Origin of the sequence: Rhodococcus olei, from assembly GCF_039540555.1 — a bacterium.
GTDB classification, from domain to species: Bacteria; Actinomycetota; Actinomycetes; order Mycobacteriales; family Mycobacteriaceae; genus Rhodococcus_G; species Rhodococcus_G olei.
The window spans coordinates 26,502-41,785 of sequence record NZ_BAABFB010000066.1 but is presented as its reverse complement, the minus strand read 5'-3'; the positions used below and the strand labels follow the sequence as shown (position 1 = coordinate 41,785).

At 71.5% G+C, this 15,284-nt stretch carries 17 protein-coding genes; 12 read left to right on the top strand and 5 right to left on the bottom strand.

Annotated features, from left to right (window positions below; all coding sequences use genetic code 11):
* Nucleotides 1-46: 46 nt before the first annotated feature.
* The 4 genes from ABD951_RS21135 to ABD951_RS21120 all read left to right on the top strand — a co-directional run bounded on the left by ABD951_RS21135 (nucleotide 47) and on the right by ABD951_RS21120 (nucleotide 2,922).
* Complete coding sequence (locus ABD951_RS21135) at nucleotides 47-487, top strand: Zn-ribbon domain-containing OB-fold protein (RefSeq protein ID WP_345349728.1); 441 nt, start codon at nucleotides 47-49, stop codon at nucleotides 485-487.
* A complete protein-coding gene (locus ABD951_RS21130) occupies nucleotides 484-1,632 on the top strand; it encodes a thiolase C-terminal domain-containing protein (protein ID WP_345349725.1) in 1,149 nt (382 codons plus the stop codon). Before ABD951_RS21135 ends, ABD951_RS21130 begins: the two co-directional genes overlap by 4 nt.
* Nucleotides 1,633-1,705: 73 nt before the next feature.
* Complete coding sequence (locus ABD951_RS21125; RefSeq protein ID WP_345349722.1) at nucleotides 1,706-2,161, top strand: MarR family winged helix-turn-helix transcriptional regulator; 456 nt, start codon at nucleotides 1,706-1,708, stop codon at nucleotides 2,159-2,161.
* Entirely contained in the window at nucleotides 2,158-2,922 is a 765-nt protein-coding gene (locus ABD951_RS21120; RefSeq protein WP_345349719.1) for a glutamate racemase, read from the top strand. Before ABD951_RS21125 ends, ABD951_RS21120 begins: the two co-directional genes overlap by 4 nt.
* Before the next feature lie 6 nt (nucleotides 2,923-2,928).
* On the opposite strand, the gene ABD951_RS21115 is transcribed toward ABD951_RS21120, so the two are convergent.
* The gene (locus tag ABD951_RS21115) at nucleotides 2,929-3,492 is read right to left on the bottom strand and encodes a TetR/AcrR family transcriptional regulator (protein ID WP_345349716.1); all 564 of its coding nucleotides are present in this window, start codon (nucleotides 3,490-3,492) and stop codon (nucleotides 2,929-2,931) included.
* A gap of 101 nt (nucleotides 3,493-3,593) precedes the next feature.
* On the bottom strand, nucleotides 3,594-3,953 hold the full coding sequence (locus tag ABD951_RS21110) for an SPW repeat protein (RefSeq protein WP_345349713.1): 360 nt from the start codon (nucleotides 3,951-3,953) through the stop codon (nucleotides 3,594-3,596).
* 137 nt (nucleotides 3,954-4,090) lie between these two features.
* Here ABD951_RS21110 and ABD951_RS21105 point away from each other — a divergent pair, with 137 nt between their 5' ends.
* On the top strand, nucleotides 4,091-4,822 hold the full coding sequence (locus ABD951_RS21105) for a DNA alkylation repair protein (protein ID WP_345350668.1): 732 nt from the start codon (nucleotides 4,091-4,093) through the stop codon (nucleotides 4,820-4,822).
* A gap of 33 nt (nucleotides 4,823-4,855) precedes the next feature.
* On the opposite strand, the gene ABD951_RS21100 is transcribed toward ABD951_RS21105, so the two are convergent.
* From ABD951_RS21100 to mftR, 3 genes are all read right to left on the bottom strand, one after another.
* Complete coding sequence (locus ABD951_RS21100; RefSeq protein WP_345349710.1) at nucleotides 4,856-5,911, bottom strand: 2Fe-2S iron-sulfur cluster-binding protein; 1,056 nt, start codon at nucleotides 5,909-5,911, stop codon at nucleotides 4,856-4,858.
* 173 nt (nucleotides 5,912-6,084) lie between these two features.
* Nucleotides 6,085-6,774, bottom strand: coding sequence for a mycofactocin system transcriptional regulator MftR2 (mftR2, locus tag ABD951_RS21095; protein ID WP_345349707.1), 690 nt, complete (start codon nucleotides 6,772-6,774; stop codon nucleotides 6,085-6,087).
* A gap of 127 nt (nucleotides 6,775-6,901) precedes the next feature.
* Complete coding sequence (gene mftR / locus ABD951_RS21090) at nucleotides 6,902-7,525, bottom strand: mycofactocin system transcriptional regulator (RefSeq protein ID WP_345349704.1); 624 nt, start codon at nucleotides 7,523-7,525, stop codon at nucleotides 6,902-6,904.
* 109 nt (nucleotides 7,526-7,634) lie between these two features.
* Here mftR and mftA point away from each other — a divergent pair, with 109 nt between their 5' ends.
* From mftA to mftE, 7 genes are all read left to right on the top strand, one after another.
* Nucleotides 7,635-7,733 carry a mycofactocin precursor MftA gene (mftA, locus tag ABD951_RS21085; protein ID WP_345349702.1) on the top strand — a complete coding sequence of 33 codons (99 nt, stop codon included), beginning with the start codon at nucleotides 7,635-7,637 and terminating at the stop codon, nucleotides 7,731-7,733.
* Nucleotides 7,718-8,014, top strand: coding sequence for a mycofactocin biosynthesis chaperone MftB (gene mftB / locus ABD951_RS21080; protein ID WP_345349700.1), 297 nt, complete (start codon nucleotides 7,718-7,720; stop codon nucleotides 8,012-8,014). Before mftA ends, mftB begins: the two co-directional genes overlap by 16 nt.
* A gap of 91 nt (nucleotides 8,015-8,105) precedes the next feature.
* Nucleotides 8,106-9,323 carry a mycofactocin radical SAM maturase gene (gene mftC / locus ABD951_RS21075; RefSeq protein ID WP_345349698.1) on the top strand — a complete coding sequence of 406 codons (1,218 nt, stop codon included), beginning with the start codon at nucleotides 8,106-8,108 and terminating at the stop codon, nucleotides 9,321-9,323.
* A gap of 10 nt (nucleotides 9,324-9,333) precedes the next feature.
* The gene (mftD, locus tag ABD951_RS21070; RefSeq protein ID WP_345349696.1) at nucleotides 9,334-10,512 is read left to right on the top strand and encodes a pre-mycofactocin synthase MftD; all 1,179 of its coding nucleotides are present in this window, start codon (nucleotides 9,334-9,336) and stop codon (nucleotides 10,510-10,512) included.
* A 4-nt stretch (nucleotides 10,513-10,516) separates the two neighbouring features.
* Complete coding sequence (locus ABD951_RS21065) at nucleotides 10,517-12,535, top strand: mycofactocin system FadH/OYE family oxidoreductase 1 (RefSeq protein ID WP_345350665.1); 2,019 nt, start codon at nucleotides 10,517-10,519, stop codon at nucleotides 12,533-12,535.
* Complete coding sequence (locus tag ABD951_RS21060; protein WP_345349693.1) at nucleotides 12,532-14,481, top strand: mycofactocin system FadH/OYE family oxidoreductase 2; 1,950 nt, start codon at nucleotides 12,532-12,534, stop codon at nucleotides 14,479-14,481. The genes ABD951_RS21065 and ABD951_RS21060 overlap by 4 nt, the downstream gene beginning before the upstream one ends.
* A gap of 96 nt (nucleotides 14,482-14,577) precedes the next feature.
* A complete protein-coding gene (gene mftE / locus ABD951_RS21055; RefSeq protein ID WP_345349690.1) occupies nucleotides 14,578-15,282 on the top strand; it encodes a mycofactocin biosynthesis peptidyl-dipeptidase MftE in 705 nt (234 codons plus the stop codon).
* The last annotated feature ends 2 nt before the right edge of the window (nucleotides 15,283-15,284 follow it).

The following is a 15,284-nucleotide window of genomic DNA, read 5'->3' as shown; positions in this document are numbered from 1 at the left end:
TGCCGAGTTCCCCGCGCCGCATGGCCGCGGCCGCTACCGTGAGTGCATGGTGCACGGTCGGCGTGCCCTGCCGGAGTTGACCGACCTGACCGCGCCGCACTGGACGTCCGGGGCGTCGGGACGGCTGTCGGTGCAGCGGTGCCTGGACTGCCGGCGCTGGTCGTTTCCGCCGTCGCCCTGTTGCCGCTACTGCTGGGGCACGGATCTGGTGTTCGAACCGGTCGCCGGGAAGGGTGTCCTGGTCTCGTGGACGCGGGTCGCCGAGCCGATCCACGCCGCGCCCGTGCCCCCGTATCTCGTCGGCGTCGTGGACCTGCCGGAGGGCGTGCGGCTGCTGCTCGGGCTGACCGGCGGCGGACCGGACGACCTGCGGGTCGGTGCGCCGGTTCGCCTGGTCTTCGAGCAGGTCGACGACAGGGTGTGGTTGCCGCTGGCGGAGATCGAGGAGTCGGACCTCTTCGAGGACCGGATCGAGGCGGTGTCGTGACCGGGGGCACCGGGTCGGGCCGGGCCGCGGTGTCGGTCACCGGTGTCGGCCGGGCCCTCACCGGCGGTGCCGGCGTCCGGGGCTCTGCCGGCGGAACCGGCATCCTGAACGCGGCGGTGCGGGCCGTGCGCGCCGCGCTGGTGGACGCGGGTGTCGCGGGTCCCGCGGTTGACGGGGTGCTCGCCTGCGGCGCTGCCGGCGCCGACATCGCCGACGCGCTCGGGCTCGAATTGAAGTGGCGGACACAGGAATCCGACCGAACCTCGATCGGGGCGGCGCTCGTGCAGGCGGTCGACGCGGTCGCCGCGGGTCGGGTCGGCCATCTCGTGTGCGTCGAGGCTTCCGCGGGCTCGCCGACGCGCCTCGTGACACCCGCCCGGATCGGGGCGGTGACCCCGGTCGCCGGCTGGCCGGGGTGGCACGCACCGTACGGTGCGGACAGCGCACTGGTCGCGGCGGCGCTGGCCGCACGGGCCTACACCGAGCGGTACGGATTGACCCGCACCGAGTTGGCACAGGTCGCGCTGGTCGCGTCCGCGAACGTCGGCAGGAGCTTGCGGCTGCGTGACTACCTGGCCGCGCCGATGATCGCGGACCCTTTGTGCGTGCACGATCGGGCCGAGACCATCCGCGGCGCGGCCGCGGCCGCGATCGTGCTCAGTGGCGCCGCGGCGGTTCGCGAGCCGGTGTCGCGGGCGGTCGCGGTGGCCGGGTCCGGAGCCGCGTACGGGGTCAGTCCGCTCGCGGAACAGGAGTCGGCACGGCCCGTCGGAGTCGTCGAGCGCGCGGCCGCGGCCCTGTGGTCGCGGGCCGACTCCGGCGTCCGGGACGTCGGAGTGGTGATGCTCGGGGACGAGTTCTCGTTCGCGGTCCTGCCGTGGCTCGAGGCCCTCGGGTTCTGTGCCGTCGGTGCGGCGGGGAGCTTCGTCGCGACCGGACGGCGGATCGCCCGAGGCGGTGACCTGCCGCTGAATCCGCACGGCGGACACCTCGGTCTCGGAAAGCGTCCCGACCTGGACCTGGTGGTCGCGGCCGTCGCTCAGGTGCGTGGTGACGCGGGGCCCGTCCAGGTTCTGGGGCCGCCGGGTGTCGCGGTGGTCGGGCTGGGCGGGGCGTCGGCGGCCGGTTGCCTGCTGTTGCGGTGACCCGCGGGCCGGGTACCGTTCGCCCGCCGATATTCTCGGTCGTCGAGAAGTTCGACGATCGAGAGGATGGGTGGTGGACAGCTCTGATTCCGCACTCGCGCTGGTGCATCGCGTGAGGCGGCTGTCGGCGGATCTCGACCAGTTCGGGTCCGCGTTCGCGGGCCGCAACGGCCTGCACGCCACCGACCTGCGGGCACTGCTCGCGCTGCTCGAGGCGGACCGGTCAGGCACGGACGCCACCCCTGGGTGGCTCGCCGCCGAACTGGGGCTGGGTTCCGCGGCGACGACGGCCGTGCTGGACCGGCTCGTCCGCGCCGGGCACGTCACCCGCGCGCCCGACCGGACCGATCGGCGGCGGGTGCTGGTGCGGGTGCAGGAGCAGGCTCGGTACCTGGGGTGGTCGTACTTCGGACCCCTGGTGGGCCGGTTGGCGTCGCCGCTCGGCGGGTTCGACGCGGACGAGATGGCTGCGGTGCAGCGGTTCCTGGATGCGATGGCCGATGCCGTCGGGACTAGGTTGGACCGGTGACCGTCGCGCTGATCGATTCCGGGCTGGGGCTGCTGCCCACGTCGGCCTGGCTGCGCCGGCTCCGGCCGGAGCTCGACCTGTTGTTGTGCCTGGATCCCGACGGCGCCCCGTGGGGTCCGAAGCCGGCGCCGTGGGTGGTCGACCGGGTGCTGACGGCGGCCGACCGCGCGATCGACCACGGCGCCGAGGTGGTGGTGCTGCCCTGCAACACCGCCAGCGTCACCGCCCTGGAGGAGGTCCGCGCGCATCTGGGCACGACGGTCCCGGTGATCGGAACGGTCCCGGCGATCAAACCCGCCGCCGCGGTGTCCCGCTCGGTGGCGATCTGGGCGACGGCCGCGACCACCGCGAGCGCCTACCAGGCGGACCTGATCGCCCGGTTCGGGAACGGCAGCGACGTCGTCGGGGTGGCCTGCCACGGTCTCGCCGATGCGATCGACCGGGGGGACGGCGACCTGGTCACCGCCGCGATCGACGCCGCCGTCGCGGCCACCCCGGCCGACTGTGACGCTGTGGTGCTGGGGTGCACGCACTACCCGCTGGTCGCCGACGAGATCGTGGCCCGGCTGCCGGCGGGGGTGACGTTGTTCGACAGCGCGCGTGCGGTCGCCGCGCAGACCCTGCGGCGCATCGACGAACTCGACCGCGACCTCGGTGGGATCGGCTCGGTCTCGGTGCTGCTCAGTGGCCGGCCCGGTGTCCTGCCTGCGAGCGCGGTCGCGTACGAGGCCGGGCGCGAACTGTGCGCGGCGCGTCCGTGAGCGCACTCACGGGTGCGACAGTGCTCCCAGTCCGGCGGTGACGACGCGGGCGACGGTGCGCAGTTCCTCGAGGCGGTCGTCGCGGTCGAGGAACCGGTGGGTCACGGACATCATCGCCGCCACCCAGGCGGTCGCGCAGGAGTCCAGGACCCGGGCGGGCGCGGTCAGTGGTGCGCTCGCCCGCAGCACTTCCACGGTGACGTTGTGGAGGTGGGTCCGCAGGGCCCGGACGTGTTCGCGCACCGCGGGGTGGGTGTCGGCCTCGCGCCAGGCGATCGTCCGGATCGTGTTCCGGTCGCGCTGATTCAACGCCTCCTCGAGGTTGACCAGCGACGTTTCGGGTTCGCCGGTGACGGCCACGGTGGCCACGTCGTCGAGTGGATCGGTCGGCAGGCGCTCGGCGATCAGGGTGGTGAGGATCGATTCCTTGGTGGGGAAGTAGTAGAAGATCAGACCCTTCGGGACGCCGGCCCGGGTCGCGATCGCGGCCGTCGGGGTGGCGTCGAAGCCTCGTGCCGCGATGAGTTCTTCGGCGGCGTCGAGGATGCGTGTGCGGGTGTCACCGTCCATGCCTGTCGTCCGATGTCGGCGCGGCATGGGGTTCATCTCCCTCCGTCACCGGGGCGGGCGCCCGCCCGTCCCGGTGTTGTTGTCGGTCGTCGTCATGTGTGTCAGTGGTGGGGCGCCAGTCCGCCACCGTGGCCGATGTGCATGCGCGATCCCTCGGGCATGGCCGCCAGTGCCGTCAGCAGGGTCAGGGCGCCACCGACCCAGGAGGTCCATGCCGCGCCCGCCATGCCGGAGTACCCGGTGACCCAGGGAGCGATGAACATCAGCACGCCGAGCACGCCCATCGCCCACACGACCATCTCCGTGCTCGGAGACATCATGTTGGCGAGGCCGGCGACGGCGACGAGGACACCGAGGACGATCATCGACCAGCGTGCGGCGCTGTTGGTGTCGACCCAGATCGGCGAGAGCGCCACGACGACGCCGATCACCACGGCAGCCCAGTCCTGCCACCGACTCATACCTGCCCTCATTTCCAGCCTCCTCTGCCGGAGTTTGTCGGATATGTCGGAGTTACCGCATACCTCAGGTATAGACCTGATTGACCGGCCGATCAATAGCATTCGCGCAGGTGAGCGCCGCATGGCAGGGTCTGGGCATGCATGAGGACGTGATGCGTGCCCTCGCGGATCTGGCCGACGCCGACGACGCCGTCCAGCTGCGGCGGTACTTCAAGACCGGGCCCGGGGAGTACGGCGAGGGCGACGTCTTCATCGGCGTGCGGGTGCCGTCCGTCCGGCGCGTCGCCGCGCGGTTCGGGGAGCTGCCGCTACCGCAGATCGACCCGCTCCTGGACAGCCCGGTGCACGAGCATCGGCTGGCGGGGCTGCTGATCCTGACCGGACGGTTCGAAAGGGCGAGCAGGCCGCGCACCCGCGACGACGCGGCGCGCGAGCGGGTCGCCGATCTCTACCTCGCCGCGGTACTGCGGGGAAGGGTGAACAACTGGGATCTCGTCGACGCCTCGGCCGAGCGGATTCTCGGCGGGTGGCTGTACGACCGGCCGCGCGACCTGGTGTTCGAGCTGGGGGCGGACGCGGACCTGTGGCGCCGGCGGGTGGCGCTGCTCACCACGTCCGGTTTCATCCGGCGCGGCGACGCGTCGACGACGCTCGAGCTCGCACCCCGCCTGCTCGGGGACCGCCGCGACCTCACGCAGAAGGCGCTGGGCTGGATGCTGCGCGAGGTCGGCAAACGGGTGGACCGGGACCTGCTGATCGGGTTCCTGGACGAGCACGCGGCCGGGATGGGTGCGACCGCACTGAGCTACGCGACCGAACACCTGGACCGGGACGAGCGGGCCGCCTACAGACGACTGCGCCGCCCGTGAGTGGGTCACTCACGGGCGGCGCAGTCGGACCGGTCAGAACTCGATCTTGAGGCTGTCGGTGACCGGGCGCGCCTGGCAGCCCAGGATGTAGCCGGCCGCGATGTCCTCGGGGTCGAGGATCTCGCTGTTGTCCATCTCGACCTTGCCCTCGAGGACGGTGCAGGCGCAGGAGCCGCACTCGCCCTCCTGGCAGGAGTAGGGCACGTCCAGGCCCTTGGCCAGCATGATGTCGACGAGGGTCTGCTTGCGCGGCCAGCTCAGCTCGTGGGTCTCGCCGTCCAGGGTGACCGAGACGCTCGCGGCGTCGGCGGCCTCCTCCGCGGTGACCTCCTCGAGCTCGACGTCCTGGAAGGGGTCGCCGGCGAGGGAGTTGAACACCTCGGCGTGCACGGAGGTGCGCGGAACGCCGGCCTCGGCGAGCGCCTTGTGCACGGTGTCCATGAACGGGCCGGGCCCGCACATGAACGACTCGTAGCCGCCGAACGGCGCGGCCAGGGTCGCGAACTGGTCGGGGGTCGGCAGGCCCTGCAGCGACTCGAGCCAGTGCACGACGGTCAGGCGGGTCGGGTACTGGGCGGCGAGGGCGCGCAGCTCGTCGCGGAAGATCACCGAGTTCTCGTCCCGGTTGGCGTAGATCAGCACGACCTTGCCGGTGCCCTGGCCGAGTGCCGACTTGAGGATCGAGATGACCGGGGTGATGCCGCTGCCGGCACCCCAGAGCAGGAAGTCGTGGTCGAGCGACTTGGGGGTGAACACGCCGGACGGGGGCAGCACCTCGATCGTGTCGCCGACCTTGACGTTGTCGCACAGCCAGTTGGAGCCGTAGCCGTCGGCGGTGCGCTTGACGGTGACCTTGGGGTCGCCGTCGCCGAACGGCGAGCTGGCCAGCGAGTAGCAGCGGGCGACCGAGCCGGTCAGCTCGCTCGGAATCCGCAGCGTGAGGAACTGGCCGGGCTTGTACTCGAAGCGGCTGCGCAGCTCGTCCGGGATTGCGAACACCAGCGAGCGTGCGTCCGCGGTCTCCTCGACGACGCCGGACACGGTGAGCACAACCGACCTGGAGCTGTGCGGCATGTCAACAGTGGTCATCGTGGTCGATCCTCTCGGGTTCTGCGGTGCAGGTGGGGCTCACGTTCTGTAACGTGTTCTAGTTTTCAGACTAGCAGACACCATGGAAGCAGCTGGATCGTAATTTGTGCCGCCCGGTTCCCGATAATCGGGACGCCGCAGTTCCGGGCGCCGGTCCGATGAACCCCGACGGGTCAGGTCGTCGACCGGTTCTGGCGGTCGAGTTGCACCTGGAGTCCGGCGATCAAGGTGTCGACCCCGAAGCGGTAGACGTCGCGGCCGTGTACCTGGTCGAGGTGCGCGGTCGCCCGCGCCACGACCTCGGGCAGCCCGGTCCGCTCGGGCGCCGTGGGATCCTGGGTGGACACGCTGCTGCGGCCGTACAGGTAGGTGTGGATGGTCGAGTACGCGCAGAAGACGTTGCGGTCGGTGAACCCGGCGTCGAACAGGATGTCCATGACCAGCGCGACCAGGTCGCGCTGGGACCGCAGCATCTTCTCCAGGAGCACTTCCCCGAGTCCGGGGTAGGTCGACAGGCGCTGGTCGATCTGGTCGATCAGGATGCGCAGCCGCTCGGTCCACGGCGGGCCGGGCTCCGGGGCCGTGATCCCGCCCAGGGCGGCGCCGGCGACCAGGTTGAGCAGCTCGTCCTTGTCGGAGACGTAGTAGTACGGCGCCATCGCCGACACCCCGAGCTCCCGGGAGAGCCGGCGCATCGAGAGTTTGTCGAGGCCGTCCTGGTGGATCACGCGCAGGGCCGCCTCCACGATCTCCTGCTCGGACAGGTTGCCGTGTGTCGAGCCTGATGTCCGTGAGTCGGTGCCGGCATTGCGGCCGGACGGCCGTCCCAAGATCACGGACTTGTCCGCCATCGTGTGCCTCATGACGATCGACGGGACGACTGGCGTCGTTCCCGACCTCAAGTCTAGGGCGAATCGGTCGCGATGTGATCGGGTCTGCCGAATTGGGTCGACGCCGTCGAACCCGGCACGCGGCCGGCGAGCCGCCCGGTCAGTGCGCCGGGCGCGTCGGTAGCGACGCCAGTCCGTGGGCGAGTGTCTCGCTGCCGGAGCGCAGCAGGTCGGCCAGTTCGAGGCTCTCGTCGGTGAGCCACTGCTCGTAGGCGGACAGGGCGACGCCGAGGACGATCCAGCCGACGGTGCGCGGCAGGTGGTCGGTCGTGCGCTGCCCGGTCCGGGCGGCGACGTACTCGGCGATGACCTCGCGCCACCCGGTGTACATCACCATCGAGTACGCCTGCAGCGCGGGGGCGTTGAGGATGACCTCCATCCGGGTCCGGTGCAACGGCGCGACGTCCGGCGGGAAGCTGTTGAAGTCGAGCAGCGCCCGGGTGAGTCCCTCGGCGAGCGGGATGTCTTCGGGGAGGTCCGCGAGCAGGTCGCGCATGTCCGACAGGTGGGTGTCGAAGGCGCCCCACGGCACCGCGTTCTTCGACGGGAAGTAGCGGAAGAAGGTCCGTCGCGCGATGCCGGCGGCCTCGGCGATCTGGTCGACGCTCGTCTCCTCGAACCCGTGCTCGGCGAACAACGCGAGAGCGATGTTGCTGATCCGGTCCGGCGTCGTGGCCGGCCTGCGGCCGATCCGGCCCGTTCCCGGCGTGCGACTACGGGTCAATTTCTCCTCCGGGGTTTTCTTTGTGCACTCGATGCCATTATGGTGGTGAACCGAGTCACAGTGAAGTCCTCACTGCGACCGGCACAACCCTGACACAGGAGGTAAGTCGATGTCCGACGCTCGCGAATCTGCAGTCACCGAGACCGAGCTCGTTCAGGAGTCCCTCGTCGAGGAGGTCTCGATCGACGGCATGTGCGGCGTGTACTGATCGTGGATCTGGACGCCGGGTGGCAGCTGCACCCGCAGGTGGCGCTTCGCCCCGAACCTTTCGGGGCGTTGCTCTACCACTTCGGGACGCGGAAGCTGTCCTTCCTGAAGAACGTGACCATCGTCGGCATCGTGAAGTCGTTGGCCGACCACCCCGACGCCCGTACCGCGATTCGCGCGGCCGGTGTCGAGGACGACCGGATCGACATCTACGCCCGTGCCCTGGCCACGCTGGCCGAGTCGAAGATGATCGTCCCCTCCGCCGTGAGCTCGGCGGCCTGACCCATCTCGACCGGGAGCGTGTGAGACGCCGCCGGCCCGGCGGCCGGCGCGGCGCTCTCCACCCCTTCTCCGACACCCCGAGGACCAGCCCATGACCTCTGTTCTGGAACCGCCCGCCCCCGTCGGCCGCCTGGTCGACCAGTTCGAGCTCGGACTCGACGCGCCGATCTGCCTGACCTGGGAACTGACCTACGCGTGCAACCTGTCGTGTGTGCATTGCCTGTCGTCCTCGGGACGGCGGGACCCGCGGGAGCTGTCGACCGAGCAGTGCAAGGCGATCATCGACGAACTGCAGAAGATGCAGGTGTTCTACGTCAACATCGGCGGCGGCGAACCGACGGTGCGCTCCGACTTCTGGGAGCTGGTCGACTACGCCACCGAGCATCAGGTCGGGGTGAAGTTCTCCACCAACGGGGTCAAGATCGACAAGAAGGTCGCCGCGCGGCTCGCCGCCAGCGACTACGTCGACGTGCAGATCTCCCTCGACGGCGCGACGGCGGAGGTCAACGACGCGGTCCGCGGCCCCGGCTCGTTCGCGATGGCGGTGCGGGCGTTGGAGAACCTGGCCGAGGCGGGATTCCGGGACGCGAAGATCTCGGTCGTCGTCACCCGCCAGAACGTCAGCCAGCTCGACGAGTTCAAGGCGCTCGCCGACCGGTACGGGGCCACGCTGCGGATCACCCGGCTGCGCCCGTCCGGTCGCGGCGCCGACGTGTGGGACGAGCTGCATCCGACGCAGGCGCAGCAGCGTGAGCTCTACGACTGGCTCGTTGCCAACGGTGAGGGCGTCCTGACCGGTGACTCGTTCTTCCACCTCTCCGCCTACGGCGACGCGCTGCCGGGTCTGAACCTGTGCGGCGCCGGCCGGGTGGTGTGCCTGATCGACCCGATCGGCGACGTCTACGCCTGCCCGTTCGCGATCCACGACCAGTTCCTGGCCGGAAACATCGTGCGCGACGGCGGTTTCCAGCAGGTGTGGCAGCACTCCGACCTGTTCCGGGATCTGCGGTCGCCGCAGACCGGTGGCGCCTGCAGCAAGTGCAGCCACTACGACGCGTGCCGCGGCGGCTGCATGGCCGCGAAGTTCTTCACCGGGTTGCCGATGGACGGCCCGGACCCCGAGTGCGTGCAGGGCTACGGCGAGTCCGCACTCGCTGCCGATCGCAGCGTGCCCAAGTCCAGCCAGGACCACTCCCGCACCGGAAAGCGAGCCGAACGTCGCATCCCGCAGGCGCCGGTTCCGCTGACCCTGCTGACCCGGCCGCCGGCCAAGATCTGTGACGAGAACCCGCTCGCGGGAATGGAATAGAGGATTTTCGATGGCAAAGAATGCGTGGTTCGAGACCGTTGCCGAGGCGCAGCGGCGGGCCCGGAAGCGGCTGCCGAAGCCGGTGTACATGGCGCTCGTCGCCGGCTCCGAGAAGGGCGTGACGACCGCCGACAACCTCGACGCGTTCTCCGAGCTGGGGTTCGCGCCGCACGTCGCCGGACTGTCCGACAAGCGTGAGCTGTCCACCACCGTGATGGGGCAGCCGTTGTCGTTCCCGGTGATGATCTCCCCGACCGGCGTGCAGGCCGTGCACCCCGACGGTGAGGTCGCCGTCGCCCGCGCCGCCGCCGCACGCGGTGTCGCGATGGGCCTGTCCTCGTTCGCCAGCAAGTCCGTCGAGGAGGTCGTGGCCGCGAACCCGCAGACCTTTTTCCAGATGTACTGGGTCGGCACCCGTGACGAACTGCTGCATCGCATGGAGCGCGCCAAGAAGGCCGGCGCCACCGGCCTGATCATGACGCTCGACTGGTCGTTCTCGATGGGCCGCGACTGGGGCTCCCCGGCGATCCCGGAGAAGATGGACTTCGCAGCGATGCGGGCGAATGCGCTGCAGGGTCTGCTCCATCCGAAGTGGCTGGCGCAGTTCGCGAAGTCGGGGTCCATCCCGGACCTGACCACCCCCAACCTCGCCCCCGCGGACGGCGGCCCGGCCCCGACCTTCTTCGGCGCCTACGGCCAGTGGATGGGGACCCCGCTGCCCACCTGGGAGGACGTCGCCTGGCTGCGGGAGCAGTGGGACGGACCGTTCATGCTCAAGGGCGTCATGCGGGTCGACGACGCCAAGCGCGCCGTCGACGCCGGCTGCACCGCCATCTCCGTGTCCAACCACGGCGGCAACAACCTGGACGGCACCCCGGCCCCGATCCGGGCGCTGCCCGCCATCGCCGAGGCGGTCGGGGAGCAGCTCGAGGTCGTCCTCGACGGCGGCATCCGCCGCGGCTCCGACGTCGTCAAGGCCCTCGCGCTCGGCGCCCGCGCCGTGATGATCGGCCGCGCCTACCTGTGGGGCCTGGCCGCCAACGGCCAGGCCGGAGTCGAGAACGTCCTCGACATCCTGCGCGGCGGCGTCGACTCCGCGGTCCTCGGTCTCGGACACTCCAACATCGCGGACCTGTCCCCGGCCGATCTGGTCGTCCCCGACGGCTTCCGTCGCGACCTCGGAATCTGATCCACTGCCCGTCGCGATCACCTCGAGGACCACCCTGGCCGGACGCACCGCGCAGTCCAGGGTGGTCTTCGGCGCACACGAGACGAATCTCGGGGTGGGGCGCGCACTCTCGGCGCGACACACCGCGTACTACGCGGCCCGTGCCCGCGGAGGTTGCGGCCTGATCGTGACCGAGAGCGCGTCGGTGTGCGCCGACGACTGGCCGTACGAGCGGGCGCCGCTCGCCGCGGCCTGCGGACCCGGATGGCGGGAGATCGTGTCCGCGTGCCGGCCGCACGGGACGCTGGTGCTGGCCGGTCTCGGGCACCGCGGCCTGCAGGGCTCGAGCGCGTACTCGCAGTCGGTGCTCTGGGCGCCGTCTCCGGTCGCCGACGTGGTGACCCGGGAGTTGCCCGCGGCGATGGGGTCACGTGAGATCGAGGCGGTGACAGCCGGATTCGCCGACGCCGCGGCCGCCGCGGTCGCGGCCGACGTGGACGGCGTAGAACTCGACGCCGGGCCGACCGCGCTGCTGCGGCAGTTCCTGTCCCCGCTCACCAACCTCCGCACCGACGGCTACGGCACCGACCGGGTGCGTCTGCTGCGCGAGGTGGTCGCCGCGGTCCGCGCGGCGCTCGGACCGGACCGGATCCTCGCGCTCCGGCTGAGCTGCGACGAACTCGCGCCGTGGGGCGGGATCACCCCGAGCGACGCCGTCGGACACGTTCGCGCGCTGGCCGATTCGCTCGACCTGCTGACCGTCGTCCGGGGCGGACCGACCACCGCGAGCCGGTACCGACCGGACGCGCACACTCCGCCGATGTTCAACGTGGAACTGGCCCGGCGGATCCGCGAGGCGGTGACCGTGCCGGTCGTCCTGCAGGGCAGCGTGATCGACGCCGAGGCGGCGGGGCGCGCGCTCGACGAGGGAGCGGCGGACCTGGTCGAGATGACGCGCGCTCAGATCGCCGACCCCGACCTGGTCGCCGCGGTACGCGACGATCGCCCGCCGCGGCCGTGCGTGCTCTGCAACCAGACGTGCCTGGTGTGCGATCCGCGCAATCCGATCGTCACCTGCATCGGTAACCCGAACCCGGCTGAAGGTCGCCTCCACCCGGCGGTCGCCACTTCGGCTGAAGGTCACCTTCACGCTGCTGGACGGGCTGAAGGTCACCTTCAGCCGGGGGTGGCGGCGACCGTCGCGCCGCGGGACGTGCTGGTGGTCGGTGGGGGCCCAGCGGGTCTCGAGGCGGCGCGGGTCCTCGCCGCCACCGGACAGCGGGTCCGGCTCGCCGAGCGCGCGCCCCGGCTCGGCGGCATGGTCGCTCGCACCGCGACGGGCGACCGGGAACGGCTGTCGGCGTTGACCGACTGGCTCGCCGACGAGTGCCGGCGCCTCGGTGTCCGCGTCGATCTGTGTCGGGAAGTGACCGCGGCGGAAGTCGCGGCCGCGGACGCGGTGGTGCTCGCGACCGGCAGCGTCGCCGCGCCGTGGCCGGTGCCGGGGGACGGGAGCGTGCCCGTCTGCGCCGCCCCCGACGTGCTGGAGGGGACGCCGCCGATCCCCGACGCCACGGACGGGGTGCTGGTCTGGGACCCCGTCGGGGGGCCGGTCGGGGTGGCGGTGGCCGAGGCTCTCGCGGCGATGGGTGGTCGGGTCGGCGTGGTGACCTCGGATCCGGTGGTGGGTAACGAGTTGGGCCGTACCGGTGACCTCGCCGAGGCCAACGGACGCCTCCAGCGGGCCGGCGTCGTTCGGCACCTGCGTGCCCGGATCGTCGGGATCGGCGGTGGCCGGGTCGAACTCGAACACGTACACACGGGGAAGCGGACGACGATCGCGGCCGCCGCCGTGGTCGACTGCGGTCACCGGCTCCCGGACGATGCGTTGGTGCGGAGCGCCGAGTCCGCCCTGGCGGGTGGCGGGGTGTCGGGTGTCGGGTGGGTGGCCGTCGGGGATTGCGTGGCGCCGCGCACTGTGGCCGAGGCTGTCCGTGAGGGGCGGGCAGCGGCCCGGAATCTCGTCGACGGGTGGGTGTCGTGACGTATCCGACGCTGCTGTCGCCGTTGACAATCGGTCCCCGCACCCTTCGCAACCGTGTCGTGTTCACCGCGCACCTGACCAACGCCGCAGTCGACGGGCTGCCCACCGAGCAGCACGCGTCCTACTACGAGGCGCGGGCCCGCGGCGGGGCCGGCCTGATCGTCACCGAGGAACACTGCGTCCACCCCACGGACTGGCCGTACGAGAAGGTGATCCACGGCCACCGGCCCGAGGTGGTCGCCGGGTACCGACGCATCACCGACGCCGTGCACGCGCACGGCACCGTGATCCTCGCGCAGCTGAACCACAACGGCGGCCAGGGGTCGGGCATGTACTCGCGCCGGCCGCTGTGGGCCCCGAGCCCGATTCCGGACGCGCTGTTCCGGGAGGTACCACGGGCGGTCGATGCCGCCGACATCACCGAGCTCGTCGAGGGCTACGCGCGGGTGGCGAGGCACTGCCGGGCCGGGGGATTCGACGGGGTGGAGATCCAGGCGTCCCAGTCGTCGATTCTGCGGGCATTCCTGTCCCCCCAGGCGAACCGGCGTACCGACGACCACGGCGGGCCGCTGGTGAACCGGGCGAGAATGCTGCTCGAGGTGATCGCCGCGGTGCGCGAGGCACTCGGACCCGATCTGGTGCTGGGTGTGCGCCTCACCGGGGAGGAGTCGATCCCGAACGGGATTCACCTCGACGAGGCGGTCGCGGTGGCGGGCATGGTCGAGGCGACCGGTCACGTCGACTACCTGAACACCTCGATCGGCATGGCCACCGAGACGTTGCACCTGATCGAGGGTTCGATGGCGGTTCCACGGGGCTACTCGTTGTTCGTTCCCAGCGCGATTCGCCGGGCGGTGTCGCTGCCGGTGGTCGGTGTCGGGCGGTTCACCGGACCCGCGCAGGCCGAGCAGGCGCTCGTCGAAGGCCACTGCGACCTGGTCGGTGTGGTGCGCGGACAGATCTCGGACCCGGACTTCGCGAGCAAGTCGGAGGAGAACCGGGCCGGGGACATCCGCACCTGCCTCGGCTGCAACCAGGAGTGCATCGGCCGGGTCGGTCTGAACCGGTGGCTCGGCTGCGTCGAGAACCCCCGCGCGGGACGGGAGTCGGTGCCGCTGCCGATGCCGCACCGGCGTGGCCGCACGGTGGTCGTGATCGGCGGCGGACCGGCCGGCATGCAGGCCGCCGCGACCGCAGCGCAGCGCGGCCACACGGTCACGCTGTACGAGCGGGCCGAGCATCTCGGCGGACAGGTGCGCGTCGCGGCCTCCGCCGAGGGGCGTGGCGAGTTCGGGGAGCTGGCGGTCAATCTCGAACGCGAGTGCGCGCGGTCCGGGGTGGTCGTGCACACCGGTACCGATGTCGATGCAGCCGCCGTCCGAGCCCTGCGCCCCGACGCGGTGATCGTCGCCACCGGGGCGCGACCCGTGCGTCCGGCGTGGGCGACCGGCAGCACCCGGGTGGTCGACGTGCGCGACGTCCTCGAGGGTCGCACCCGCCCGGCGGGGCGGGTCCTGGTGTTCGACGAGTTGGGATTCCACCAGGGCACGTCGGTCGCGGAGACCCTCGCCGCACGCGGTTGCACCGTCACCGTCGCGACGCCCGCGATGATCGTCGGCCAGGACCTGGGCCTGACCCTCGACATGGAGGGCTGGCAGCGTCGCGCCCACGCCGCGGGCATCACCGAACGCACCGATGTGCTGCCCACCGCGGTGGTCGACACCGGCAGCGGCGCCCGGGTGCGCCTGCTGCACCACCCCACCGGGGCCGCGGCGGAGGCCGAATACGACACGGTCGTGTGCTCGGTGCACCAACGACCCGTGGACGAACTGTGGAAACAGCTGTCCGGCAGCACCTTCGAGGTGCACCGGATCGGTGACGCGCTCGCCCCCCGGCGGGCCCACTCCGCGGTGATCGAGGGACATCGCGTCGCGCTCTCCCTCTGACCCCGCCGTCCCGGGTCCCTGGTGTCACATCGAGTGACGCCGAGTGACCCGATGTGACATTGGGGAACCCGAGGGCGGGGTCCTACCATGCGGGACATGCACCCCGACGTTCCCGCGCCCGCACCGTTGGACACCGCCACGTGGCCGGAGGTCGCCGCGTCGGGGCCGGCTCTGGCGGTGCCGGTCGGGTCGCTCGAACAGCACGGGCCGCACCTGCCGCTCGACACGGACACCCGGATCGCGACGGCGGTCGCGCGGGTGCTGCCGGGGTTGCGGCTCGCGCCGGCGATCGGGTACGGCGCCAGCGGTGAACACGAGGGGTTCGCGGGCACGGTGTCGCTCGGTACCGAAGCGCTGCGCACACTGGTCGTCGAGTACGGCCGCTCGGCGTGTCGATGGTCCCCGCGTCTGCTGTTCGTCAACGGGCACGGCGGAAATGCCCCGGCGTTGGCGGAGGCGGTCGCGCTGCTGCGGTACGAGGGCCGCGACGCGGCGTGGGTGCCGTGCGCGGTTCCGGGTGCGGACGCGCACGCCGGACGCACGGAAACCGCTCTGCTGCTGCATCTTTCTCCGGAGGTCGTGCACACCGACCGGATCGAGGCCGGCGACACCCGCCCGATCGCCGAGCTCATGCCCCGGTTGCGGGACGGTGGGGTGGCCGCGGTCAGCGCGAACGGGGTGCTCGGGGACCCCCGGACGGCGGACGCCGCCGAAGGGGCACGGGTGTTCGAGCAGATGTGCGCGCTGGCGGCGGCGGCCGTGAATCGGTGGAATCCGGACACCCGCGGGATGTTGCGGTGACG